Below are 25,923 nucleotides of genomic sequence, written 5' to 3'. Positions count from 1 at the left end.
TAACTTAAGTTCATCCTATAAGTGTATAAAAGGAGCGATATATGTATGAATCCAGAAACACTCGACTTGTTCAAAACATTGACCGAATTCCCTTCAGCCCCCGGCTTCGAGCGTGAATTGCGCGCTTATGTCAAGGAGGCGATGGCGCCTTATACCGATGAATTCGTGCAGGACCGCCTGGGCAGCCTGTTCGGCGTGCTGCGCGGTGAGGCGAACGGCCCCAAGATCATGGTCGCCGGACATTTGGATGAAGTGGGCTTCATGGTTACCGGCATCACGGACAACGGAATGATCCGTTTCACGCCGCTGGGCGGATGGCTTGCTTCGGCAGTGGCTTCGCAGCGGCTGCAGATTATCACACCAAAGGGGACACTGAATGGCGTTGTCGGCAGTACACCGATCCACCTGCTGAGCGCGGAAGAGCGGGGCAAGACGGGCGATATCGGTAAAATGTACATAGATATCGGCGCGGACAGCCGCGAGGAAGCACAGAGCTTCGGCGTTGCCCCGGGGCAGCAGATTGTGCCGGTCTGTCCGTTCACCCCGCTGGCCAATCCGAAGAAGATTATGGCCAAAGCCTGGGACAACCGCTATGGCGTAGGTCTGGCAATTGAATTAATGAAGGAATTGCACGGCAAAAAATTGCCGAATACTGTCTATTCCGGCGCTACCGTCCAGGAAGAAGTCGGACTGCGCGGTGCGCGGACCGCGGCCAATCTGCTTCAGCCGGATATTTTCTTCGGCCTGGATGCCAGTGCTGCTGCCGACATGACCGGTGACCGCCAGGCCTTCGGCCAGTTGGGACAAGGTGCCCTGCTGCGCATTTTTGATCCTACGATGATTACCCACCGCGGACTGATTGAATACGTTCAGGATACGGCGGATACGCACCGGATCAAATACCAGTATTTCGTCTCCCAGGGGGGAACGGACGCCGGTCAGGTGCATGTCAGCGGGATCGGCATTCCTTCGGCGGTGATCGGGATCTGTTCACGTTATATCCATACGGCTACTTCCATTATTCATAGCGACGATTATGCAGCGGCCAAGGAGCTGCTGGTCAAGCTGGTTGAAGGCCTGGACCGCACTACACTGCAGACGATTCTGGAGAACAGCTAAGCAGAGCTTTAATTCGGCGGGTATGGTTATGCCAATCTTATTATTACGGTGCCTCTCTTACAAAGGGGGCGCCGTATTTGTTATGCCGACATCATACGCACCGGAAGCGCAAAAAGCCGCAGGGATAGGTTGCCCCCGCGGCTGTAGTTCTATAGATTTATTTCAACTTCGCATATTGCTCCATCGCAGATTTATGAACCGGATGATCAGCAGCAATGCCCGTATACTTCGCCAGAGCAGCTTCTGCGCCAAGCTCAGTAATAGCGGCTTGCAGCTCCACTGCTTCCGGGTCATCGCTTACATTGAACAGCAGTGCGCCGGCCATTGAGCGGGTCAGGGCAGCATAGCTGAGCCCCCTGTCGTACGCCTGCAGCGCAGGTGAGACCAGACGGTCATTCGGCGACAGCTTGCGCAGCGGCGAACGGCCGACACGGGATACTTCATCGGTCAGCGCCGGGTTGCGGAAGCGCTCAAGGATTTTGTCGATATACTTGCTGTGTTCTGCCTGATCGAAGCCGTGCTTCTGGATCAGCACCGCGCCGGTTTCTTCCAGCACTTCACGGACCTGTGCAGTCAGAGCTTCATCCGCCATAGCCTGCTGGATGGTTTCGTACCCGCGCAGGAAGCCAAGATACGCTGCGGAGCAGTGTCCGGTATTCACGGTGAACAATTTACGCTCGATATAAGGCTCAAGGTTATCCACGTAGTGCACACCTTCAATAGGTGTATAACCCGGGATCATCTGGGAGGAATCTACGACCCACTCATAGAATGGCTCTACGACCACCTTCAGAATATCCTCATGCTGCTGCAGCGGAACAATCCGGTCCACAGCTGCGTTCGGGAAGGCAACAGAAGCATCCGCTTTGGCGCGGGCTGCTTCATCCAGCTTGGCATACACCAGCTCTTTGAGCTGGGCACTGCCGCCAATCGCGTTCTCGCAGGCAATCACATGCAGCGGTGCGGAAGAGACTGCTACCCGTCTGCTGATGCCATCAGCCAGAACACCCGCAATATGCTTCAGAATCGACACGCCGACAGCGGTGGTAACCAGATCGGCTGCAGCAATGGCTGCGGCAACTTCTTCACCATGAGTTACGCTGCTGAGTGCAGTTACATTGTTGACGATTACCGTCTCCTGACCATCGCTGGCCAGCGTTACGGGATACTCACCGCGCTCCTGAAGCTGGGATACGAAAGCCTCATTCACGTCCACGAAAGTTACTTCATACCCTGCCTGCGACAGCAGCAGTCCGATGAAACCTCTGCCGATGTTGCCCGCGCCGAAATGGACAGCCTTCATTATTCCATGCCTCCTTCGAAGATCGCGATCACATCAGCAGCCGTTGGAGCATTCATTACGCGCTCAATGGCATCATCTTCTGTGAAAATCATCGCCACGTTGGTCAGGACCTCCATATGCCCGTCGCCTGCGGCGGCAATACCGATCACTACGAATGCCGGCTCATCCCCTCCGAAATCCACACCGTCCGGAAAACGGATTACAGACAGTCCTGTGGATTTGATGAATGGCCGTGCTTCCTTGGTCCCGTGAGGGATCGCCAGCCCTCCGCCCATATAGGTGGACACCACTTCCTCGCGCTCCAGCATCTTAGGGATATATTCTTCCGTTACATGTCCTGCATCGACAAGCAGCTTACCCGCCATAGTGATCGCTTCGTATTTATCTTTAGCGGCACCGTGCATAATTATTTTATTCTCTGACAGTATACTCATATGGTTTCTCTCACTTTCAAATTAAATTTTAGTTTGGAAAAAATGAAGCAGCTCTGAGGACAGATATCCCCGGATCTCAGGCTCCGTACGCTCCTCCAGCAATTGTACCAGTTCGGAATTAAGCAGCAAAGCGCTGATCTCGCTGAGCACCTCCAGACTCTCCTTGGACAGTCTGCGCGGAGCCAGCATAAGCAGAATCACTCTAACCTCAGTGTCTCCCTCCAGAATGACAGGCTGGCGCAGCCGGTACAACGTAAGCGATGACAGATGAATATGGCTGCTGCGGGTATGAAAAAGCGCCAGCCCCGTGTCCGGTATCACCTGACTGGTCATCCGCTCCCGCTCCAGCAGGCGCTCCAGCACAATGTCCGCATCCCCAATTACGCCGCTTCCATTCAGCAGTGCCAGCATTTCCACCAGTGTTGCAGACAAATCCATATCCTTATTGTCAATGGGATGGAACCGGAACCGCTCCAGCAGGCTGACCATTTCATCAAGAATCCCCTTGTAGCTCCTCAGCCGCTCAAGTGAAGCCTCATCCCGCATAGCCCGGTCCTGCTCACCTAATGGGCCTGTTTCCCGCTCACGCAGCGTTGTATTCTGGATATAATTCAGCAGTTTCTCTATCTCTTCCCCTGTGAGCAGGGGGCTGATTTTGATATAACGTTCCTTATCAATTGGCAGATCAATGGTAGAAATAATCAGGTCGTAGTCCACATCCGGCAGGCGTGCGGCTTCATACCAGGAAATATTGCCGAGAATCTCAATCTGCGGCATTTCTTTGGTCAGCCGGGTAGCCAGCAGACGGGAGGAGCTGAGTCCGCTGGCACAGACCAGAATGGCTCTGACATTACGCCTTAGCTGATTAAGCCGCTCGACGGAAGCCCCGAAATGCATAACCAGAAACCCGATTTCTTCATCCGGAATTTCAAGCTCAAGCTGCATATCCTCTACGGAGGCACGGACGATGTTGAACAGATACTCATAATCCCGGCGGATCGGTCCGAGCAGCGGATTGCGGATGCGTGTACCTTCACGAATCCGCTTCAGGGCGGGATCGATATGCTCCAGCAATCCTTCGCGCAGGGAACGGTCACTCTGGAAAGGAAGCCCTGTCCGTTTGACCACACTCTCCGTCAGCTTGTAGACGATCTCCATTAACTCAATATCGCCGTAGGCAAAACCGGCAGAAGAGAATGAATCCTGTACCCGGTCGAATAATCCGGCGATATACAAGACCTCTACCCGGGGAATTTCCATCCCAAGCGCCGCTCCGAGCTGCTGGACAAAGCTCTCAGCCCCGGCAATGTTGCGGTGATCAGACATTCTGGAATAACCCGCCTCTTCACCGCTGTCAATGCTCCGGCCGATTTCGATCCGCCTGGTCGTTACGGCTAGACCCAGCAGCATTTCCATGTAGACAATTTCCGGAAGCTCAGCGGTCCATTTCCATTCCATATCCCACAGGGTATTCTCTACCTCCATAAGATTGGATTTCCCTACCGTAGACAGCAGAACACGGAAGGCCGGGTTGCTCTCAGCCTGGGAGCCATGACCTACCAGATCGGACAGATCCAGATGCTCAGCGGCCAGCCGGCCAATCGCCCGGCGCTTATCGATCTCACTGCCGGTGATTTCAACGCCGTAGCCTCTTCTGCGGACCAGCTCCAGGCCGAATTTACGGACCCATTGCTCCAGTTCGTCCAGATCGTAGCTTACAGAGGCGACTGTCACCTTGAGTGAATGCGCGAGCGTGAACAGCTTCACCGGCTCTTCCGCCTCCAGCAGGGCGCAGAGCTCATACACCTTGCGGTCTTCTCCAGAATACTCCGCCGGCTTCTCTTCCCGCAAAAACAGGCGCAGCTCCGCAAGACCGGCCTCCGGGCCGCTCAATTGTATGCCTTTTCCCGATTTTTTGATCAGATTCAGACCAAAATTCTTCAGCGCAGACTCTATGTCCTCCATCTCCCGGTGAACGGTTCTTACACTCACAGCGGTAGCCTCGGCGATTTCAGCGGCCGTAATTTCTCCGCTGACTCCGAGCAAAAGCCATATAATCTGGCGCTGCCTGGCGGTAATTTTCCTCATATTCCGCGAACACCCTCCGCCCTACACCAAGTAGAAACGGCTATGCCGTCCTATAAGGGACGGCATCCGTTTCAGCAAGAAATATAAGGTAAAGTATAGTGGAACATATACTTTCTTATATTTGGAGACAAACGCTGGCTTTGTCGGCCAGCGTCTCCTTATTTGACATTATGCTTATTAATTTATCTTACACTTCTGCGTCTTACTTCAAACGTTCCACGAGCTCATCATATTTCGGGCTCTTCAGGAAGTTGTCGATCGAGATGTGCTCTGCGTTTGGATTCACGGCAATGGCACGGTCAGTAAGTGTCTTCTGCGTAACTACGATGTCGGCATCCGCAGGAATTTCACTGACAGCAGAGTTCACAACCGTAATGTTAACCCCTGCGCTTTGCAGTTTCTTGCGCAGTACGGAAGCGCCCATCGCACTGGAACCCATCCCTGCATCACAAGCGAAGACGATTTTGTTCACATTGGCTTTCGTGCGTACATTAGCAGCTACAGTAGTTGCAGTTGCCGCAGTTTGAGCTGCAGTTCCCGCGGATTTCATGTCTTTAACCTTGGCTGCTGCTTCCTCAATATCCATTTCTTCTTCGTCATTCTTCTTAACAGTCTTCAGCAGCAGGGCCGCAAGAGCGAAGGACACGACGGTTGCGACGATAACCCCGGCCAGCATTGGAAGATATCCGCCCTTAGGTGTCATCGCGAAGTATGCAAAGATACTGCCTGGAGAAGGAGAAGCTACGAGACCTGCACCCAGCATCTGGAAGGTGAATGTACCCGATACACCGCCACCGATAACTGCAAGGATCAGACGCGGGTTCATCAGGATGTAAGGGAAGTAGATTTCATGAATACCGCCCAGGAAGTGAATGATGATTGCGCCCGGTGCGGAAGATTTAGCAGAGCCTTTACCAACCAGCCAGTAAGCAAGCAGGATACCAAGACCTGGACCAGGGTTCGATTCAAGCATGAATAGAATAGATTTACCTACCCGTTGTGATTGTTCAAGCGCGATTGGTCCAAGTACACCATGATTGATAGCATTGTTCAGGAACAATACCTTGGCTGGCTCAATGATAATATTGATGAGCGGCAGCAGATTATGATTTACCAGGAACTCAACACCATTAGACAAGATGTTAGTCAAACCTTCAACCAGAGGTCCGATACCTTTAAGTGCTCCAACGGATAGTACGCCACCGATAATACCGAGTGAGAAGTTATTAACAAGCATTTCGAAGCCGGCTTTAATTTTGCCGTCAACCGCTTTGTCAAATTGCTTCAATACCCAGCCAGCCAGCGGACCGACCAGCATAGCTCCAAGGAACATCGGAATAGATGATCCGACAATAACCCCCATGGTAACTACAGCCCCGATAACACCGCCGCGTTTGCCGTGAACCATCTGACCGCCGGTATATCCGATCAGCAGCGGAAGCAAATATTTGATCATTGGATCAACCAGAGCTGCTAGGCTTTCATTTGGAAGCCAGCCTGTTGGAATAAATAATGCTGTAATTAACCCCCATGCGATGAATGCGCCGATATTCGGCATAACCATACCGCTGAGCATGCGTCCGAATTGCTGGACTCTTACCCGTGCACCACCGGATGAAGTTTGCTGAGTTGCCGTTGTGGCCATTTAAGATGCCCCCTTATTGAATTGAATAGGAACCCTTCTCGCACTGCTTCCTTAAAGGTTATTCCCTATGAACACATCGTAATTCAAAGCGCTTTCTTTGTCACCAAATTGAAAACACGGTTTCGTCATGAATGTTGTTGACATCATTTAAGAGTTCCTGCCAAGGGGCTATAGTATGGTGTTTCCACTGCTCCCAATGACCTATATCAGGCCTATTAGCAAGGATACTCCATTCTGTGTGCAAACCTTTTGTCCGCCGCATTCCCCTTTTAGGATGCACCCAATTACCGTTATTTATCATATCCTCCAGCCTTGCCGTACAAAATAACCGCACAAAGTTGCTGGATAGCCAGTTGCTACTTATGCTCCTCATTTCTTCCAGGGATGCAAATTGTGTTCGGTTTTTCTGTGAAAATACGTCTGGCACTGCGATAAACGCACGGCCTACGCGGCGCACCCAGTCCAATTGTGTTCGGTTTTTCGATTACATTTGGCCTACGCGGTGCACCCAGTCCAATTGTGTTCGGTTTTGCGATTACATTTGGCTTACGTGGCTTACCCAGTCCAATTGTGTTCGGTTTTTCGATTACATTCGGCTTAAGCGGCGTACCCAGTCCAATTGTGTTCGGTTTTTCGATTACATTTGGCCTACGCGGTGCACCCAGTCCAATTGTGTTCGGTTTTTCGATTACATTCGGCCTACGTGGCGCGTCCAGTCCAATTGTGTTCGGTTTTTCGATTACATTCGGCTTACGCTACCCACCCGGTCTAATTGTGTTCGGTTTTCCGTTAAAATTTGTTAAATAGATGAACAGACGACGTTCTGTTTTTAGGCGCGCTGCTCATTTTCATGCTGGAGTTGTGCCTTGAAAGACATGTTTGTTTTCGCATACATTTGGCCTGATTCCCCTCGCAGCAGCTCATTGTATTCGGTTTTTCTGTGAAAATACGTCTGGCACTGCGATAAACGCACGGCCTACGCGGTGCACCCAGTCCAATTGTGTTCGGTTTTTCGATTACATTTTGCCTACGCGGTGCACCCAGTCCAATTGTGTTCGGTTTTTCGATTACATTTGGCTTACGTGGCTTACCCAGTCCAATTGTGTTCGGTTTTCCGTTAAAATATGTTAAATAAATGAAAAGACGATGTTCTGTTTTTTAGCCACGCTGCTCATTTTCATGCTGGAGTTGTGCCTTGGAAGACATGTTTGTTTTCGCATACATTTGGCCTGATTCCCCTCGCAGCAGCTCATTGTGTTTGGTTTTTCGCGCATACATCGGCCTCCTCTGGCCAGCCTTCAGGGGGATTCTGCGGGATTCCTGATACAAGAACATATTGATCCTTCAGACGTTTTTGCTTCTTGCTCCAATGAAGATTATCCACAACAGACGGAATTCATGAGTTCCTAACAAAAATACAACAAAAAGCCAACCAGAAACTTCTGGTTGACCTAATAATACGAAAAACTGCCCCCTGTACGGGGACAGCCTTGTCTTCTCATGCTTATCATTCTTAACATGCTTAGTGCACGTTCTCAAATCATATCCAGCGGAACCTTCCATGACGGCTGCGGAAAAGCATCGTCCAGCTGCCAAAGCTCATCTGACGTAAGCACAAGCTTGCCGGCGGCTTCATTCTCTTCCACATGCTGGCGGGTGCCCGCCTTGGGAATCGCCAGCACATCCGCTTCACGGATGCTCCAGGCGAGCAGAATCTGCAGCGGAGTCGCTTCATGGTCCCGGGCAATCCTCTGCACGGTTTCATTCTCCGTCAATCCTTTTCTCAGCGTTCCAGCCTGGGCCAGCGGAGAATAGGCCATTACCGGAATCTTGTGTCCGCTCAGATATGGCAGGAGCTCATGCTCGATGCCTCTGGAGCCGAGATGGTAGAGCACCTGATTCACTGCGCAGTGATTGCCGCCGGGAATGCGCAGCAGCTCCTGCATGTCGGGCGTATCGAAATTGGAGACGCCCCAGCGGGCGATTTTGCCGGAAGCTACCAGTGCCTCCATTCCCTCTACAGTCTCCTCCAGCGGGATGGTCCCCCGCCAGTGCAGCAGGTACAGATCCAGATGATCGGTGCCCAGCCGCTTCAGGCTTGCTTCACAGCTGCGGATTAGTCCGGCTCCTGCAGCATTATGCGGGTAAACCTTGGAAACGAGGAATACGTCATCGCGGATTCCCTTCACCGCTTCACCGACAAGCTCCTCGGAACGGCCGTCCCCATACATCTCAGCGGTATCAATCAGATTCATTCCCAGCTCTACGCCAAAGCGCAGAGCAGCGATTTCTTCAGCCCGGTTCGCTGCATGCTCGCCCATGAACCAGGTTCCCTGGCCCAGTTTGGGTAACATAACTCCGTCCGGCAGTAGGATTTTATCAGATACAGGTTTGCTCATAATAATGGAAGTCTCCTTATAGGATGAATGGTGTGACTTGCTACTACTTATTATATTTACCATATCCGCTCTCCCGAAACATCCGGCAAGTGTCCAAATCATAAACTTTCAGCGGAATCAGCCGATCAGCTTCAACCCGGCTACAGCTCCAAGAATCAGCACGATGCAGAAAATACGCCGCGGATCGCGGGCTTCACCATAGAACAACATACCCATAATCGCCGCTCCAGACGCGCCAATCCCTGTCCAGATTGCGTAAGCTATCCCCATCGGCAGGCTCTCCATCGCCAGGGACAGCAGCAGGAAGCTTGCACCGAAACCCAGGACAAGCAGGCCTGCAGACTGCCAGTTGCGGTTCTTATGCAGCTTACCTATCATGGCCACCCCGAACATTTCACATAACCCGGCGGCAATCAACATTACCCATGCCATATTACTTCAGCTCCTTTGCTTGCTTATCCGCCATATCCGCAGGCGTGGCCAGCTTCAGGCCAACAACTCCGGCCAGCAGCAACACTATCAGTACCAGCTTCAGCGGACGCAGCGGCTCTCCGAACAGGATTCCGCCAGCCAGAACGGTTCCCGCAGTCCCGAGCCCGACAAATACTGCGTAGACTGTACCGACCGGCAGCCTGCCGCTGGCCCATATGAGGGCGTAGAAGCTGACCAATATCGCCACTATCGTTATCGCCCATTCCCAGGGGGCCACAGCGTGCTTCAGCCCGATTACCCATACCACTTCAAAGCAGGCAGCACCTGCAATCATTGTCCATGCCTTGCTGTTGTTATTTTTGCTCATTTCTCTTCTGCCTCCTGAAAATAAAATAAGCCCGGAAGGTTATCGTCGTATGACGATACCTCCCGGGCTTTTATCCCTCCGTGTATACACGGCTATGGTTCACTCCGTGCGTTCTCCCTCGGACCAGACCAGCATAACAGCTGCGGAACCCTAGAGAACATATAAAGCATTATTAAGTTACAACGTATGTTAGCAAATCCCCCTGTGAAAAGCAACCCCTATGTTCTTGCCGGCACCGCTGCTGCGTCTTACTCCTGTCCGGCCAATGCGTTCATTTCACGCAAATCTTCAGCCAGATCGGCTTCGGTATATTTGCCCTGGCCGAAGCCGATCAGCGCGCGCAGCGGCATGTATTTCATCATGGCCAGGAACATTTCAGGATTATCACCCATCGCATCTTCCATCCCGAAGATACTGCCGTAATTCTTGGCTTTGCCCTCAGTCAGCGGATTCGCCAGCAGATCTCCGACCGTAGAGTTGCGGTGGAACCTTACGGCCAGCTTCGTCGTCGATACTACCTCCAGCTCTGCGGTGAGGCGGATATCGCGTGAGGATGAACCTACGGCGATCTTGAACATCCCGCTCTCCACATGCCAGTCGGCCAGCTTCACATTGTAGTAGGCAAAGGAGCGCTTATTCAGTGTAAAGGTTACGTCGCATTCTTCCCCCGGCTGCAGCTCAATCTTGTCGAAGCCCTTCAGCTCCTGCAGCGGACGGAGCACGCTGCTCTCTACATCGCTGACATAGAGCTGCACGGTCTCTTTGCCTGCTCTGCTGCCGGTGTTCTTAACGGTCACCTTAACCTTTACGGTGTCCGTATCCTTGATGCTGGTCTGATCCAGCGACAAATTGCTGTACTCGAATTCTGTATAGCTGAGTCCGAACCCGAACGGGAACAGCGGCTCAATTTCTTTTTTATCATAATAACGGTAGCCGACAAACAAGCCTTCCTTGTACTCCACGGTATCGCCTTCTCCAGGGAAATTCAGGAATGATGGATTGTCGCTCAGCTTCTGCGGGAACGTCTCCGCCAGTTTGCCGCTTGGGCTTACTTCACCAAAGAGCAGATCGGCCACCGCGCCGCCAAAAGCCTGCCCCCCGAGATATCCTTCCAGCACAGCCTTCGTCTGCGGCAGCCAAGGCATTTCTACTGGAGAGCCGTTGCTGAGCACCACGATAATGTTACTCTGAACCTCAGCCACAGCATCGAGCAGAGCCAGATGGCTCGCCGGAAGCGACAGGTGGCTGCGGTCATAACCTTCCGACTCATAGCGGTCAGGCAATCCAAGGAACAGCACGGCAGCATCCGCTTTCACCGCTGTATCGCGGGCTTCCTGCAGCAGTTCCTCATTAACCTCATCGCTGGCCAGCTCATACCCCTGTGCGTAGAGGAAGCTAGCCCGATCACCTGCAACCGCCTGCATCTCGATGAAAGCATCATCCAGCTTCGTCGGATTCACATGCGAGCTGCCGCCGCCCTGATAGCGCGGTGTCTTGGCGAATTCGCCGATAATTGCCAGGGTACCGCTCTTGGCAAGCGGCAGAACACTGTCTTCGTTCTTCAGCAGCACCATGCTCTCCCGGGCCACCTCACGTGCCAGTGCATGATGTTTGTCCTGATCGAAGACGGCCTGTTCGTCCCGGCTGCCCGTACTCTTGAAGATAAAAGCCAGCATCCGCTCTACCGCAAGATCCAGAGTCTCCACGGACAGCTCCCCGTTGTTCACTGCAGCTACGATCTTGGCGTCGCCGATGCCTCCGCTTGACGGCATTTCCAGCTCCAGACCCGCCTGCAGCGCCTTCACCCGCTCATTGACCGCACCCCAGTCGGACACAACAAAGCCTTCAAAGCCCCACTCGTCGCGAAGCACTTGCGTCAGCAGCTTATGGCTCTCTGAAGCATACTCACCATTCACCTGGTTATAGGAACACATCACGCTCCAAGGCTGGCTCTGCTTCACCGTGCCTTCGAAGCTGGCCAGATAGATCTCGCGGAGGGTCCGCTCATCAATAACGGCATCCACGGACATCCGGCGGTGTTCCTGATTATTGGCGGCAAAATGCTTCAGTGAAGTCCCGACCCCCTGGCTCTGCACTCCCTTCACATGATGCGCGGCCATCTCCGAAGCCAAATAAGGATCTTCCGAGAAATATTCAAAGTTCCGGCCATTCAGCGGTGAACGCTTGATATTATTGCCCGGCCCGAGCAGAACAGCAACATTCTCGACCTGACATTCCGCCCCCAATGCCTCGCCTACCCGGGCAATCAGCTTACGGTCCCAGGAAGAAGCCAGACCCGCTGCTGACGGAAAACAAGTCGCCGGTACGCTGTTATGCAGGCCCAGATGGTCCGCACTTCCCTGCTGCTTACGGAGACCATGAGGCCCGTCTGTTACCATCAGTGAAGGAATGCCCAGCCGTTCAATGCCTTTGGTATTCCAGAAATCCAGTCCGGAGCAGAGTCCAGCCTTCTCTTCAAGTGTCATTTGTGAAATTAGCTGCCGGATTTCCGCTGCTGTTGCCGTTGCCATAGTGTAGCCCTCCTAAGAATGCGTTTTCTTTTCTTTATTTTATACGACTTGTTCCGGCATTTATGGCATTTTATTTGGATTTTTGGTAATTTGGTTATATAAGAAAAGGAAGTGTTGGTTATGCCCGAGAACATGGAAGAACGCGAAGGAGTAGAGTATACCTGCAAGCTGATATATGAGGCTTACCGGGTTCCGGTCATGTGGCTGGATGCCGCAGACACTCCCCGGCTGACCCTGCCTCCGGCATTCGAATGCCGCCCGGCCGTTCAGGGGGCTCACTCCCTGCTTCAAGAGGTCATGGATATTGCCCGTAGGAGCAGCCCTGCTGCAACAGCTGCCGGGAAGGCTGCCCGCACTGCGGCTCCGCCGTATCTGCATACTACCGGCTTCCTGGAGAATTTCATTATTCTCCAGCTGCCTGAAGCAGATCATGCCGGCGGAGCCATCCTCATCGGTCCGGTGCTAAGCGCACCGGTCACCGGAGATAACGCGGCCAGCCTGATGCGCGATTACAGCATTCCTCCGGGGCAGCAGGAAGGCTGGCAGCAGTATTACCGCAGCTTGCCTGTGCTCAGCCGGATGCGCTGGTATCATGCTGCGCTGCTGCTCTACACCCTCGCCACCGGTGAGGCATTGTCCATTACAGAGCTGCTGCTGGCTGCGGGCAATGCGGAGCAGTCTGTCCCGCAGCCGGATGACAGCCCGGATCTGGACCTGTCCTACCGCCGCGAGAACACCTGGCTGCACCATGACCCGATGCTGGAGCGGGAGATGTTCCGCCATATTGCGAACGGGGACAAGGCGGGGCTGCTGCGGACCCAGGCTTCTTTTTCGGAAGAGAGCTACGGACGGTTGTCGAAGAAAAGCCAGCTGCGCAGCAAAAAAAACCTGGCCGTCTCCTCCATTACACTGGCGACACGCGCAGCGATTGAAGGCGGGCTGTTCTGGGAGATTGCCTATACCCTCAGCGACTTTCACATCCAGCATATTGAAGAGCTTCATGATATTCCGGCCGTGGACCGCGCCCAGCTTGCCGCTCTCTGTGACTTCGCCGACCAGGTGCTGGGCAGCCGCAGTTCGAAGCTCTCCCGCATCTCCGCGCTGTGCCAGAATTATATTTACAATCATTTATATGAAGAGATTCCGCTCAGCAGGCTGGCCGAATTCACCGGACTTAACGCCAGTTATCTGTCTCAGCTGTTCAAAAAGGAGACCGGAACCGCCATCAGCGATTATATCCAGCAACAGCGGGTCGAAGAAGCCAAACGGCTGATGGAGCTGCCCGGCATTCCGCTGTCGGATATTGCCTCCCGGCTGCATTTCAACGACCAGAGCTATTTCACCAAGGTATTCAAGAAATACACGGGCCTCACTCCCGGACAATACAAGCAGGATTCAGAGCGGTTCTCCCGTTTCACCTAAGTGTGGACAATTGAGCCAAGCTCCCGATTATGACGGATCGCGGTCCGCCCTACTGTGTAATCACAGCATAGATTTGCAAAATTATGGTATGATCCGGTTAAGGACGCTTTTCTACTTTCTTACAAAGGAGCGATTCAGCATGATCGGTAGCATTGTATTTGTTGGAGTAGTTGTATATGTCGCTATGCTGGGGATTAATCACAGTAATCGTCTTCAACGCAAAAACAAGCATTACGAGCACAGAAATAATTCGGCTGATAATTATTTCTTTCCGGGGCCAGATCTGAACAACTCTGCCGGAGACAGCCGCAGCGATGATCACCATCACCATGACGGGCACAGCGGAGCCAGCCATCATCACGGGCATCATAACCACAGCCATGGCGGAAGCAGTTGGGATAGCGGCGGTCATCACGGCGGCCACGGCGGCATGGATAGCGGCGGTCATGGAGGACATGGCGGCGGTGATTTCGGCGGTGGTGGTGGCGATTCCGGCGGTGGCGGGGATTCCGGCGGCGGCGGTGGTGGCGATTGACTGAACAACAGAGTCTCCTATAGGCCATGAATTGGCTGCTCGGGAGACTTTTTGTGTTGAGCATCGTCCGGGCGCGCGTTTGGCAGGAAAGGACGTTCCGCGTGCTACTCCTTAACTACACCGCCATGAAACATACATTCATAGACCATTGTATCTCCGGCCCAAATCACCTCTGACCCGCTGAACCAGGAGAAGTCCCCGTCTACTGAGCATTTATAGATGAGATGGCCATCCGTATAATGCTCCGGCCCGCGGAAGGGTTTATCCTCCGGCACCAGCTGCAGGGCGGCTTTCAGGAAGTCTCCGCTGAAGCCTTCCGCAGTCACACGCCCGGCGTAATTCATCGCCCACAGCGGCTGGTCATCCTCCCACAAGGCTTCCTCTCCGGCAAACTTCTCCGAACCTAGGTAGGTGTCTATGTATTTCAGGTTCCCGCGCACAAATTCCAGATCATGAGACGCCGGCCGGGACGGGATTAACTCCGGCCCCTTACCTGCATAGGTTGCTTGCTTGGCCTCTATCAGAAACTTAATCTTGTCCATCATAACTATCATCCTCCGAAAGATTAATACATCTTTAGCTACAATAGAACATACGTTCTGAACTAGCAGTGATTTTCCTCCTAATATCTGTATCTATATTGCATAGCAGGACATAAAAATGTACTTTGATGTGACAGACCGTTAAGCAGCACGGTGTACTTGAGTTGGCCGTACGTAACGCATAGCGGATAATTGTATTTGGTACAACTAAAAACGGCGTAAAAACCGGATGAGCAGGAATAACTGCATTCTGTACAATTAAAAAAGGGAAAAGTATCCTTTTATGCCCTAACAGAGTTAAATAAGTGTACAGAGTGCAATTAAAACTCCCCGGTACAGTTATCCCCTGAACGGGAGTCTCAGAGCAAAGCAGGCAACCGGACATTATTAATGATGCGGATGCCTGGTGCGGCCGGAGGATGCACGGTTCAGGCTGTATAACCAGATATATGCACAAAAACACCAGCATCCGAAGATGCTGGCAGCTGCAAGACCACACCATTTCAATTGCAGTCTCTTATACTTTAATTGCCGCCTCCTATTATAGAAGGAGAAAGCGTAAGGGTGAACGTCTTATCAAACGGGGTCATCAGATTAACCAGCACTGCCTTGCAGTTATTCTGCAGCTTAGCCTCACGTACCGATGTTGCCCGATGAGCCATTTCTCCCCCCGTCAGCTCTATCCAGTCCCCGCCATAAGTATAGCGGAGTTTACCGCCTGTCCACAGGCAGCAGTCCTCTTCCACAGTCTGCAGCTCTCCGGAGGTGAAGTTTCCTTCCCAGCCAAAATTGAAAGACAGCTGTGCCATGACCTCGCCCGGTTCCTCACAATGCAGCCGGATGGTCCAGCCCGTCCCGGTGCGCTGCACCTCTGCCTCCACGGATAGCGTCTGTTCATGCGTCAGCAGACGGCTCTGGTGCGGCAGCAGATACCAGGGACTGAGCGCTGTACCCGCTGAAGGCGGAAGAAGCGCACCTTCAACCGGACCGTAGTAGCCCTTCTTCTGTTCTCCCTTCAAGAGGTATCCCTCCGGAAGTCTAGTCATCTCCTGCATCGGCACAAAGCCGGGATAGAAATAGGAAGCCAGCTGTACCGCCAACAGCCTTGCGGCACCATGACGCAGCGCAAAGAACGATGGCGTCTCCGTGATCAGCGTCACGCTGGTATCCCCATCTCTGATCCGGGCAACGGGGGCTCCGAAATCGGTATGCAGTCGGCTGTGGAAAATCCGCCCCTGATGACCAGCAGACTCCATTTCCTGCAGATAGCTGTGCCGCAGGAAATCACCGTTCAGTATTTTCTCATACTGTTCGGGCAGCCCTGCCGCTGACTCGAACGGCTGCTGGAGCTCCGGCTCCAGCAGCAGCCGCACCAGCACATTGGCCGAGCAGACACCGGGATCGGCAAGTGCTCTCCCTGCCCATTCTGCCATGCCTGCCAGCACAGTATCCTTGTCGGAACGGGCAAGAATGGCATACGGCAAATAATAGGGAGACAGATCATGCACGCTCCCCAGATCCTGCCGCCCGGAATAATCGGTCACAACCTCACCCGAAGGATGAACCAGGTAGACCATCATGTGCAGGTTCTGCCGGACCGGGTCCAGCAGCTCAGGCCGGTTCAGCAGACGGGCGGCATGAATCAGCATGATGTCGCTAACAGCGCTGTAAATGCCGTTGCTCCGCTCTGTCCATTCCCCGTCCGGCGTAATATCCATGCCTTCCGCCAGCCACTGGCTGGCCCGCTGTACGGCCTCTTCCACTCCGAACAGCTCATGCAGGAATCCAAGTGCAGCGCACAGTACCCAGCGGTGATTCGGGGTGTGAACACCTCCCGTAAGCATCACGGGAAGGGTCCGTTCAAGAAACAGGAGCATATTGTCCAGCACCGGCTGAAGCGGAGCCCACTCCTGCTTAGCCAGCAATTGATACAATTGTGCATAGCCTACCACAACGAAGGCCGTATCCGGCGGAGAATGATAGTTCGTCCAGCCCGGGGAAATCGAGCCGTCCTCATGCTGGAAGCGCAGCACAAACTCTGTGGCCAGCCTCAATCGGTCCAGGATCTCCATATTCCGGTAGTATTTGGAATCGGGGTTCGCCAGGGCAGCCCCCCAATAACACATGTCAGTCGGCGTTCCGGTTGTATGATTGACCCAGGCAACACCCGTATGGGGATCAATGGTTCCTCCGTAATACCGGTTCTCCGTATCAAGCACCTGCCGGGATATGCCCTTCTCCACTGCTCTGTCATTGCTGTCCACCAGCTGCTTATACATTATGCTTCCTCCTTGCAGAAAATCTTGCTATATCTTCTTTTGCTTTTTGTTTATTTCTTTAGCGCTTCTCATATATATAAGACGCACTCAGCCTATCCAGCTTGGCCGTAAGCAGACGGTGGCTCTCATGAATCTCCTCCGGGCGGCAGGCCGCCTTCAGCTCATACACCTTAACCTGCGCCCGTTCAATCATCGGCAAATAGGCGTCATAGAAATCGGGGTTCCCGCTGTTCACATAGGGACACCAGTGGTCGGAGAGACCGATAGTCTCATGGATGTGGACACCGACAATGTCATCCATCAGCCCTTCCATCTCCCCGATGCTGTCGTACAGTCCCAGACGGTCCATCATAATGGCATGACCGGTGTCATACCAGATGCCGACAGGCGCTCCTTGCAGCGCGCTTATTATAGTCTTGGCTTCGGCAAGCGTCGGAATCTGCTGCGGCTTGGAACGTGTCTCGATCCCGAAGCGGACATTCAGTCCCTTGGACGCGGCGCGGTTACATACTTCATCCAGACTTTCGATAATCGTCTGCACATAACCCGCGCTATAGGCTTCACGCCGTTCGAGCAGCTCTGCCCACTTCCTCCGGTAAGCCTCCGAATTCTTCCCTTGCCCGCCATAGAGCTGCTCCAGCTCCCCGGAGATATCACCCGGAAAAGGCACTTCGCCGGGATGCACCACCACAGCTTCCCCGCCGAAGCGATCGGCATACTCTGCCGAACGGACCAGCAGGTCTACCGCCCGCTTCCTCTTCTCCCTGTCTGCGAAGCCCAGCAGCACGGAATCCGTGCCATAATCAGGGTCTGCCACGTGGGGGAAGGTGTTATGGACACTGGATACGCCGATCTCCCCCCGCTCAATCATCGGTTCAATCGTAGCCAGCATTGTTTCCGTCACATTGTAATTCAGCTCCACCCGCCGGAAGCCCAGCTCACGGATCTCATTCAGCATCCCGTCACCTGTAGTGTGACGCCTGATGTTCCAGCAGGTTGAGAATGCGAATTCGCCTTTATCCTCCATATCCGTTCTCTCCTTTCCCTATAGCGCAGTGTTGCAGGTTAGCCCTTGACCGCACCAAGCATCACACCACTGACGAAATATTTCTGCAGCCAAGGATAGACTACAAGAATCGGAACGGTAGCGAAGACGACAGTAGCAGCCTTGAGGCTCTCCGGCGGCAGCTTGGTGCGGGCCGCCCCCTCCAGCTGTGTCAGCTCAGTGATCATATTGTTCTGAACCATCTGGAAGAGCTTCAGCTGAAGCGGATACAGATCGGGATTATTGATATACATCAGGGAATCCTGGAATCCGTTCCAGCGGCCAACCGCGTAGAAGAGCGCAAGTGTAGCCATAACCGGCATGGATAACGGCAGAACAATTTTCATCAGGGTGCGGAAATGCGAGCTACCGTCGATCTCGGCTGATTCTTCCAGACTCGGCGGGATGCTGCGGAAGAATGAGATCAGGATAATCAGGTTGAACGGGCTGACCAGACCGGGCAGAATCAGCGACCAGACTGTATCAATCATATGCAGATCACGGATCAGCAGGTATTCAGGAATAATCCCACCGCTGAAGAACATGGTGATGATGATCAGATACATGAACATGGTACGGCCCTTCAGCTTGCTTTTGGTCAGCGGATAAGCGGCTGCGATTGTGAAGAGCATACATAATACCGTAGTAGCAACCGTCAGGATAATAGTGAAGATCAGCGAGCGGATCATTGCATTGTCGGTAAAGACCTGCACATAAGCCTTCCAGTTCAGTTCAATCGGGAAAATCGTTACTTCCCCGGAAGTAATGGCCCGCGTGGAGCTGAGGGACACCGCAATCACGTGTACAAACGGAGCCAGACAAAACAGCACGAACAGGGTAATAAAGGTAACATTAACGATATCGAATATCCGGTTTGAGGTACGTTCACTCATAGTACTCCGCCTCCTTTCTTCATTATCATAGAATGCCGTTGCCGGTCACTTTTTTCGATATATAATTGGAACCAAGGATGAATACCAGTCCAACCACAGCTTGGAATAATCCAACTACAGTCGCCAGCGTATACTGGCCCGATTCCAGACCAATCCGGTAGACGAAGGTACTGAGCACATCGGAATATTCACGCACTGCCGTATTCCCGATGATGTAAGGACGATCGAAGCCGATGCTGACCATTTTCCCCAGATTGAGAATCAGCAGGGTAATAATGGTTGGTTTGATACTGGGCAGCGTAATGTAGCGGATCTTCTTCATTCTGGTCGCCCCATCCACCTCGGCAGCTTCAAACAGCTCGCGGTTGACACCGGTAAGCGCCGCCAGATACAGGATGGTTCCCCAGCCGGCACTTTGCCAGACACCAGTGAACAGATAGGTAATCAGCCATGGATTTTTTTCGGTCAAAAAAGGAATGGGGTTCAGCCCCATGCTCTCCAGCACCCCGTTCACCATACCGGATTGGTTGCCGAACAATTGATAGACGATTCCCCCGATAATCACCCAGGAAATAAAGTGGGGAATGTAGAGAAGGGTCTGTGATATTTTTTTGAACCATACCGACTTCACTTCATATAGCATAATGGCGAGAATAATCGGGGCCGGGAAAGATACAACCAAATCCAGAAAGTTCAATAAAAACGTGTTGCGCAGACTGCTGTAAAACTCTTTCATGCCAAAAACCTCGCGGAAGGCATCGAAGCCGATCCACTCACTGCCGTTGATCCCCTGGAACAGGTTGAAATCCTTAAAGGCAATCTGTACCCCATACATAGGGCCATAGCGGAAAATCAGGAAATACATAATGGGCAGTGAAAGCAGCGCGTATAGTTGCCAATACCGTCTGATGTAGGACGCTTTGCTCAAGTTACTCTCCTCCTATGGAGAAAAAACCGGGCAGAGCAGCATGCCAGCTCCCCCCGGTTTTCACTTTTTTTAGTTTATTTGGCTGAAATCTCTGTTAGCGCCTGCTCCAGCTCCGCTTTCAGCTTGTCTCCGCCCAGAGACATGTAATCCTTCATTTCCTGCTCGAAGGTGGTATCGAACTCCTCCGGCTTCGCCATCGCGGTCTTCACGATAATGACGTTGAGCTTGTCGCTGAGCGTAGTGCCGTATTTCGATTCTGCTTCAATCGGCTTACCGAAGACGATAGGACCCACGGTATCCGTGTTGGCAATATCGATCGACTGCTTCAGCGCCTCCTGGTTGTTCGCAGGGAAGCCCATAATCCAAGCTTTCTCATTCATAGCCTGGTCGCCGAGGTTCTTGCCGTTGGAGATAATCGCGGTGTCCCCGGAAGTGAACAGACGGTCTTGGAATTCCTGGGATACATCAGCCTTAACGACCGGGATGCCGTCCACCATATCGTAGTTCTCGCCTTCAACACCGTTGTAGATGTCAATCAGATTGTTGCCTGTCGCCATCCAGTCAAGGTATTTCACCGCTTCCACTGCACGTTTGCTGCTCTTAGGGATCATGATGTACATGCCGTTCGAGGCATAGCGGGATTTGATATACTTATTGTCCACCTTGGCATTGGTGAGGACATCCGCCGGCAGCAGCTTGCTGCCCGGTACATTCTTGTAGAGATTATCCAGCGTACCGTCGGCATAGAACAGGCTATCCACATCCTCGGAGAAGAAGCCGACGTTGCCGTTCTGAATGTCCTTGGACACCTGGGCCTTGTCTTCATCCAGACTGAAGTCCTTGCTGACCAGCCCTTCATTGTAGAGCTTGTTGAGGAACTGTGCCGCATCCTTAAAGCCCTCATGCAGCGGCAGCTCGTAGCGCTGGCTGTAGGTCAGATCGCCGCTGATCGGCTTAATGAAGGAGTAGATCAGCGTCTCTAGCTGAGCCGAGCCAAGGGACATGCCCATCGGAATGGTTTTGCTGCCAAGACCGCCCGGGTCCTTCTCTTTAAACGCTTTCAAAGTAGTGTACAGCTCATCGGTATTCTTCGGTACCGGCAGCCCCAGCTTATCCAGCCAGTCCTGGCGGATGTATGAAGTATAGCGGCCTGTAATCGCCCGTTTACCCGGGATGGCGAACTGCTTGCCGTCGAGCTGGCCGAAGGCCATCGTCTCGTCACCAATGAATTTTGTCAGCGTCTGACCGTGCTCTTCAAGAAGGGGACCGACATCCGTCAGCCCGCCTTGCTGGGCATAACGGTAGAAGACGCTGGAATCATAAGTAAACACAATATCCGGCACATCGGAGTTACTTGCCATAAGTACATTCAGCTTCGTGACTTCCTCGGAGCGCTGCACCGGTACAAATTCGACGTCAATGTTATTGGGATCACCGAAATTTTTCTGAATCATCTGGGACATAAAGTTATTGGTAATCGTGTATTGCTTCGGACTTTTGCCGCGGTCGAAGATCTCCACCTTTAGAGTTACGCGTTCGGCTTTAGCGGGTGCTTCTGTACCTCCGGCTGCCGAATTGCTCTTGCCATCAGAGGAGCAGCCTGCAAGCAGAGTAGCCCCCATTACTGCGGTCAAGCCGATGCCGATTGCCTTCTTCAGAACTCTTTGGTTTACGTTCACTGTCATTGTTCCATCTCCCTCGCCTTAGCAGGCTATAATGGTGACTTCATGATACCCCCGAGCTTGTATAGTGCCCGATTCTTAGCGGTGTCCCTCAAGCAACATGGGCCTTTAGCGTTCAAGGCTGCTTGCTGCTTCGGGATGCCCACAGTATTCCATAACTTTTGGGGGTCTGGCAATAAACCTGTTTCGGATGAGCTACAGCGCCTGAATTCGGACATCCGGTTTATCAGACCAACGATTTTCGTACGATAAACCGCTTTCACATCGGCAAAAATATAGGCCGCATCGCTGTTCGCACCCCTTTTTCGGAGGTTAGCGGACGAGTGATGCGGCCTGGGTGTACAGAGTGTAGCTGATGTAACCATGTTGAAGCTTCGGCCCAACCTGCGGCTCAGGTTCTGGAGGCTTCGCGGCGTTTCGAGGAGCGGTAATCGCCCGGCGTGATGCCGGCAATCCGTTTGAATACCCTGCCGAATGAAATGGCATTCGCATATCCTACTTGAAGCGCGATATCCTGCAGGGAATAATCCGTCTCCGCCAGCAGCTGCTCAGCTTCCTTCATCCGCAGCTCAGTGAGGAAGTCCACAAACTTCATTTTGAATTCCGTCTTGAACAGATAGCTGGCATATTTGCCGGAGACCTGGAACCGGTCACTCAGATGCTTCAGCGACAGATCGGGATTGGCAAAATTTTCTTCGATATAATCCTTCATCTCATTGACCATGGCCCGGTAGCTTTTGGTTTCGCTGACAGAGACATAGGTGCGGAATAAATCGGTGACATATTCAAATAAAATAGCCTTCACTTCATGGATGGCCTCGGCCTCTTCCAGCTGCTTCAGCCGGACCTGCGCATTCTCCGCCGACAGCTCGTCCTGCAGCTGCTCGGACATTACCGCCACTTCCCGGCCCAGCATCTGCAGCATAGCCTGGATTAGGGAACGGATCTCTTCGTCCTTCAGGAAATCCTGTTCAAACGCCTCAAAGATCCGCTCCAGCTGCTCCCGCCACTGTCCGCTCGACATGCGGAAGTGCTTCACGAACTCCGCGATCATCTGCAGATATTTATACGTCTCCAGCAGCGGCTGGCGCGCTTCGCCGCTCTCGGCCAAAGCGATATCCCCATAGATCAGCAGCTTATGCTGCATGATATATTCGGCTGCAGCATAAGACTCCCGGATCTTGGCCGGCCCGGCTGCTGCGGAGCCAATCCCGAAGCTGAGCGAAATCCGCAGATTCTGCTCTACCCAAGAGCGGCAGTCCTCCGCGAAGATGCGGATCTTGGCCTCCATCTCCTGATCGCTGCCGGTTGCCAGGAAGAGAATCGCAGCGCGCTCGGTTCCTACCCACTCTGCCCACCCCTGCAGCTCCGAATTCCGCGCCAGTTCCTGGAACACATTCATCAGGGCAAACTTAAGCGTATTCTGGTCGCCGCGGGTATAGCGGTCCTCGAAGACCTGCTCATACTGGTTAATCTCAGCTAATACAACCATGAAGCGTGATGAGGCCTCGGCACCGGTAAGGGGCGACAGCTCCTCCAGCCGCTGGGTCACCTGCTCCAGCCGCTCGCTATGCAGCAGATCGGTGAACAGCTTGCTGCGCTGCAGAAGCAGGTTCTCCCTGCTTTTTTTATCATAATCGGTCATGTGATTGATCAGATCCTCCAGCACCCCGTCAATAAGCATCATCTCGTCAGGCCTGTCGGTAGACTGATCCATCATGCGGATCTGATGGCCTTCAATCCGGTTCATAATCACCTGGATCGGTTTATAATTGCGCCGGGTCACATAGATCAGATACAATATCGCACATACTACAGTCCCGATGGCAATCGCTACCCAGAGATAAGAAATCACAGAAACCCAATTGAACAGGTTCCCGGCCTTGATTCCGCTTGCGAACGTCCAGCCGTTTCTCTCCAGCTTCAGCGTATTCAGCAGCTTGCCGTGGGTGGCACCCTCAGTGTCGGAATGCGCTTGGTACAGCGTCTCCCCGTTACTGTCCAGAATGGTCATGTAAGAAAGCTGCTGGTTGACCATACTGTCGATAAGCTGCTCCATGGCGCTCATTTTGAGATTGATGACCAGCATGCCCCCGGAGCCGAAGGGAAGCGGCATCGCTTTGTTGGTAGTCAGCACACGGATGGGGGTACGCTGAAACAGGTCAGAATTATACTCCCTGACCGGCTGCCACCCTTCCGGTAACACTGGAGTGGAGGTCATAGCCTTAATCCAGTCCTCGTCGAAGAATCCTTCAAGCTCCTTCAAGCCCGTATCTGTTAAAACGCTTCCATGGACACGGTCATACAAATAGACGGATTGAATATACGAGGATTCTTTCATCATATTACGCAGACTCTGGGCAACTGCATAGACTGTTCCCTGCTCCGGCTCGCCTTGATTATTGAAATAGAGCTTGTAGATATCGCTTCGCTCAACCGCTTCCAGCACCGACAACTCGGCTTCCTTGATCGTCCGGTCCACACTATCCCTGAGATAGCTGGCTGAGATGCGGTCTGCTTTCTTCGTCTCCATCCGGGAGATATCGTTAATAAACACAAATGAGGCAAAGATCAGAATCGTCACCGTCAGCAAAAAAATAGGGAAATAGGACAGCACCAATCGGCGATACCAGGTACGAAACAATAGACAACCTCCTCCACAACCATCTAGATACCCGTCCGCGGTCCGGCCGCTCAATAACAAACACCGCTCTGAACGAAGCCGCGGCAAATACAGACATTCAACTGAGGGGGTCATAGACATAACTTCTGCCCGAATTCCTGCCATTATAGCATACGCGCTCCCGGTCCAGCCAACCAGATAAAGTCAATTCGCCGCAGCTATCTTCCCCGCCAGCTTCTTATGCCCTGCCTGCTTGGGTTAAGCAAGCTAGGTGTGGATATATGTGGAAACAACCCGATGGACGGACACCAGCAGAAACGATGAGTTATATTGATTGAACTTGAAAAATATACAAACAGGGAAAAGTGACATAGGAGAATTATATAACTGTTGGAGCATCAGCAGTCACGGCCATCCCAGAACGGACAACTTACAAGTACAATCTATATAGCCCAAAGGAATAGGAGCCAGCACCCGGGATGTGGAGGCGGATGTCACCAGGGACGAGCGGCGGGAGGGTCGGCGGTTACCTGAAAAATGTGATTTCTCGCCTACTCCTGCTCCTTATTCACGCCCCCAGCCCATTTTTATCATACGGGTGCCCCCCATCAACCACCATTCCATGAAAAAGCGGAGTAAGCACAGCCGCAGCCGTGCACCCCCGCATACTTTCACCCCTCAGCTATAACGACTACCACCCTTATGGCTTATAAACCGCTGAGTTCCCGGATATAACGCCGTGCCTTGATGGCATATTCCAGCGGATCGGCAAGCGCCGGGTCCTGCTCCGCTTCGACGACGAACCACCCCGTATAGGGGGAGGCAGCCAGCTCGGCAAAAATCTCCCCGAACGCAATACAGCCATCCCCCGGTACGGTGAACGCTCCCGCTTTTACCGCCTGGAGGAAGCTCAGCTTCTCCGTAGTCACCCGCTGGACCACTTCCGGCCGGATGTCCTTCAGATGCACATGCCTGATCCGCGGCAGATGCTCGCGCAGTACCTCCAGCGGGTTCTCACCGGAGAAGGCCAGATGCCCCGTATCGTACAGCAGCGACACTTCACCAGGATCGGTAAGCTCCATGAGCCGGGTGATTTCCGCAGCCGTCTGCACACCGGTCCCCATATGATGGTGATACACCAGTGTCATGTCCTTCTCAGCCGCCAGCCGCCCCAGTCCGCCCAGACCAGCCGCAAGCGCCGCCCACTCCTGGCCGGTAAATACCGGTTTGTCAGCGAACAGCGGCGTGTCCATCTGTCCCTGAATGCTCCGTCCCTGTTCGGATACTACAATGACTTTGGCGCCCATCTCATGCAGGAAATCACGGTGTATGCAAAAAGCTTCTGCCGTCTCCTCATACGGGCGTACCGTCAGGTACGCACTGAACCAGGCACTGGCAATCTTCAGACCGCGCAGCTCCAATGCCCGGCGCAGCACCTCCGGGGAGCGCGGGTATTTGTTGCCGACTTCACTGCCCTGATACCCGGCAAGCGCCATTTCGCTGATGCACTGCTCGAAGGTATTGCCCTGCCCAAGCTCAGGCATATCATCATTGGTCCAGGCGATCGGAGCAATGGCCAGCTGGATGGCATGTTCTCGGAACATCATCTTGTTCTACCCCTTCCACAATCCCAAGTATGGCAGGCTTCATCTTCAT

Annotated in this window: 20 protein-coding genes and 1 riboswitch; of the genes, 4 read left to right on the top strand and 16 right to left on the bottom strand. The window is 53.1% G+C overall.

Translation table 11 applies throughout. The features are described 5' to 3' along the window. The first annotated feature begins 45 nt into the window (after positions 1 to 45). Positions 46 to 1,119 (top strand): M42 family metallopeptidase, encoded by a 1,074-nt coding sequence (locus tag R50912_RS08085; RefSeq protein WP_042233830.1) that lies wholly within the window; start codon positions 46 to 48, stop codon positions 1,117 to 1,119. A gap of 157 nt (positions 1,120 to 1,276) precedes the next feature. Here R50912_RS08085 and R50912_RS08080 read toward each other — a convergent pair whose 3' ends face one another. The 4 genes from R50912_RS08080 to R50912_RS08065 form a co-directional block, all read right to left on the bottom strand. After that, positions 1,277 to 2,422: a mannitol-1-phosphate 5-dehydrogenase gene (locus R50912_RS08080; RefSeq protein WP_042233829.1), complete on the bottom strand. Its 1,146-nt coding sequence runs from the start codon at positions 2,420 to 2,422 to the stop codon at positions 1,277 to 1,279. Continuing rightward, the gene (locus R50912_RS08075; RefSeq protein WP_042233828.1) at positions 2,422 to 2,856 is read right to left on the bottom strand and encodes a PTS mannitol transporter subunit IIA; all 435 of its coding nucleotides are present in this window, start codon (positions 2,854 to 2,856) and stop codon (positions 2,422 to 2,424) included. Before R50912_RS08075 ends, R50912_RS08080 begins: the two co-directional genes overlap by 1 nt. A gap of 21 nt (positions 2,857 to 2,877) precedes the next feature. Continuing rightward, entirely contained in the window at positions 2,878 to 4,944 is a 2,067-nt protein-coding gene (locus R50912_RS08070; RefSeq protein WP_042233825.1) for a BglG family transcription antiterminator, read from the bottom strand. 202 nt (positions 4,945 to 5,146) lie between these two features. Next, the gene (locus tag R50912_RS08065; protein WP_042233822.1) at positions 5,147 to 6,589 is read right to left on the bottom strand and encodes a PTS mannitol transporter subunit IIBC; all 1,443 of its coding nucleotides are present in this window, start codon (positions 6,587 to 6,589) and stop codon (positions 5,147 to 5,149) included. A gap of 468 nt (positions 6,590 to 7,057) precedes the next feature. Between R50912_RS08065 and R50912_RS34835 the strand changes: the two genes are divergently transcribed. Further along, positions 7,058 to 7,396, top strand: coding sequence for a hypothetical protein (locus tag R50912_RS34835; protein ID WP_156123005.1), 339 nt, complete (start codon positions 7,058 to 7,060; stop codon positions 7,394 to 7,396). Positions 7,397 to 8,124: 728 nt separating this feature from the next. On the opposite strand, the gene R50912_RS08060 is transcribed toward R50912_RS34835, so the two are convergent. The 4 genes from R50912_RS08060 to R50912_RS08045 form a co-directional block, all read right to left on the bottom strand. Next, positions 8,125 to 8,988, bottom strand: coding sequence for an aldo/keto reductase (locus R50912_RS08060; protein ID WP_042233820.1), 864 nt, complete (start codon positions 8,986 to 8,988; stop codon positions 8,125 to 8,127). Between the two features lie 117 nt (positions 8,989 to 9,105). Beyond that, positions 9,106 to 9,420, bottom strand: a complete 315-nt coding sequence (locus R50912_RS08055; protein WP_042233818.1) for a DMT family transporter — start codon at positions 9,418 to 9,420, stop codon at positions 9,106 to 9,108. 1 nt (position 9,421) lies between these two features. Then, positions 9,422 to 9,787 (bottom strand): DMT family transporter, encoded by a 366-nt coding sequence (locus R50912_RS08050; protein WP_042233816.1) that lies wholly within the window; start codon positions 9,785 to 9,787, stop codon positions 9,422 to 9,424. Positions 9,788 to 9,844: 57 nt separating this feature from the next. Next, positions 9,845 to 9,952: riboswitch (guanidine-I (ykkC/yxkD leader) on the bottom strand. A gap of 83 nt (positions 9,953 to 10,035) precedes the next feature. Further along, positions 10,036 to 12,318, bottom strand: coding sequence for a glycoside hydrolase family 3 C-terminal domain-containing protein (locus R50912_RS08045; RefSeq protein WP_042233814.1), 2,283 nt, complete (start codon positions 12,316 to 12,318; stop codon positions 10,036 to 10,038). A gap of 120 nt (positions 12,319 to 12,438) precedes the next feature. On the opposite strand from R50912_RS08045, the gene R50912_RS08040 reads away from it, so the two are divergent. Together R50912_RS08040 and R50912_RS34830 are read left to right on the top strand one after the other, a co-directional pair. Continuing rightward, positions 12,439 to 13,740: a helix-turn-helix domain-containing protein gene (locus tag R50912_RS08040; RefSeq protein ID WP_052416097.1), complete on the top strand. Its 1,302-nt coding sequence runs from the start codon at positions 12,439 to 12,441 to the stop codon at positions 13,738 to 13,740. 139 nt (positions 13,741 to 13,879) lie between these two features. Continuing rightward, entirely contained in the window at positions 13,880 to 14,275 is a 396-nt protein-coding gene (locus tag R50912_RS34830) for a hypothetical protein (protein WP_042233812.1), read from the top strand. Between the two features lie 104 nt (positions 14,276 to 14,379). On the opposite strand, the gene R50912_RS08030 is transcribed toward R50912_RS34830, so the two are convergent. The 8 genes from R50912_RS08030 to iolE form a co-directional block, all read right to left on the bottom strand. Next, the gene (locus R50912_RS08030) at positions 14,380 to 14,820 is read right to left on the bottom strand and encodes a DUF5680 domain-containing protein (protein WP_231637801.1); all 441 of its coding nucleotides are present in this window, start codon (positions 14,818 to 14,820) and stop codon (positions 14,380 to 14,382) included. 521 nt (positions 14,821 to 15,341) lie between these two features. Continuing rightward, on the bottom strand, positions 15,342 to 17,096 hold the full coding sequence (locus R50912_RS08025) for a hypothetical protein (RefSeq protein ID WP_042233810.1): 1,755 nt from the start codon (positions 17,094 to 17,096) through the stop codon (positions 15,342 to 15,344). A 58-nt stretch (positions 17,097 to 17,154) separates the two neighbouring features. Next, on the bottom strand, positions 17,155 to 18,123 hold the full coding sequence (locus tag R50912_RS08020) for a sugar phosphate isomerase/epimerase family protein (protein ID WP_042233808.1): 969 nt from the start codon (positions 18,121 to 18,123) through the stop codon (positions 17,155 to 17,157). Positions 18,124 to 18,161: 38 nt separating this feature from the next. Beyond that, complete coding sequence (locus tag R50912_RS08015; protein WP_042233805.1) at positions 18,162 to 19,034, bottom strand: carbohydrate ABC transporter permease; 873 nt, start codon at positions 19,032 to 19,034, stop codon at positions 18,162 to 18,164. 25 nt (positions 19,035 to 19,059) lie between these two features. Beyond that, complete coding sequence (locus tag R50912_RS08010; protein WP_231637878.1) at positions 19,060 to 19,899, bottom strand: ABC transporter permease; 840 nt, start codon at positions 19,897 to 19,899, stop codon at positions 19,060 to 19,062. Between the two features lie 137 nt (positions 19,900 to 20,036). Beyond that, positions 20,037 to 21,647, bottom strand: a complete 1,611-nt coding sequence (locus R50912_RS08005; RefSeq protein WP_042233801.1) for an extracellular solute-binding protein — start codon at positions 21,645 to 21,647, stop codon at positions 20,037 to 20,039. A 388-nt stretch (positions 21,648 to 22,035) separates the two neighbouring features. Beyond that, the gene (locus R50912_RS08000; protein ID WP_042233800.1) at positions 22,036 to 24,288 is read right to left on the bottom strand and encodes a helix-turn-helix domain-containing protein; all 2,253 of its coding nucleotides are present in this window, start codon (positions 24,286 to 24,288) and stop codon (positions 22,036 to 22,038) included. A gap of 686 nt (positions 24,289 to 24,974) precedes the next feature. Then, positions 24,975 to 25,871, bottom strand: coding sequence for a myo-inosose-2 dehydratase (iolE, locus tag R50912_RS07995; protein ID WP_042241848.1), 897 nt, complete (start codon positions 25,869 to 25,871; stop codon positions 24,975 to 24,977). Positions 25,872 to 25,923: the final 52 nt, after the last annotated feature.

Source organism: Paenibacillus sp. FSL R5-0912, from assembly GCF_000758605.1.
Classification (GTDB): Bacteria; Bacillota; Bacilli; order Paenibacillales; family Paenibacillaceae; genus Paenibacillus_AQ.
The sequence above is the reverse complement of the archived record's forward strand: the minus strand, read 5'-3'. Positions and strand labels throughout refer to the sequence as shown.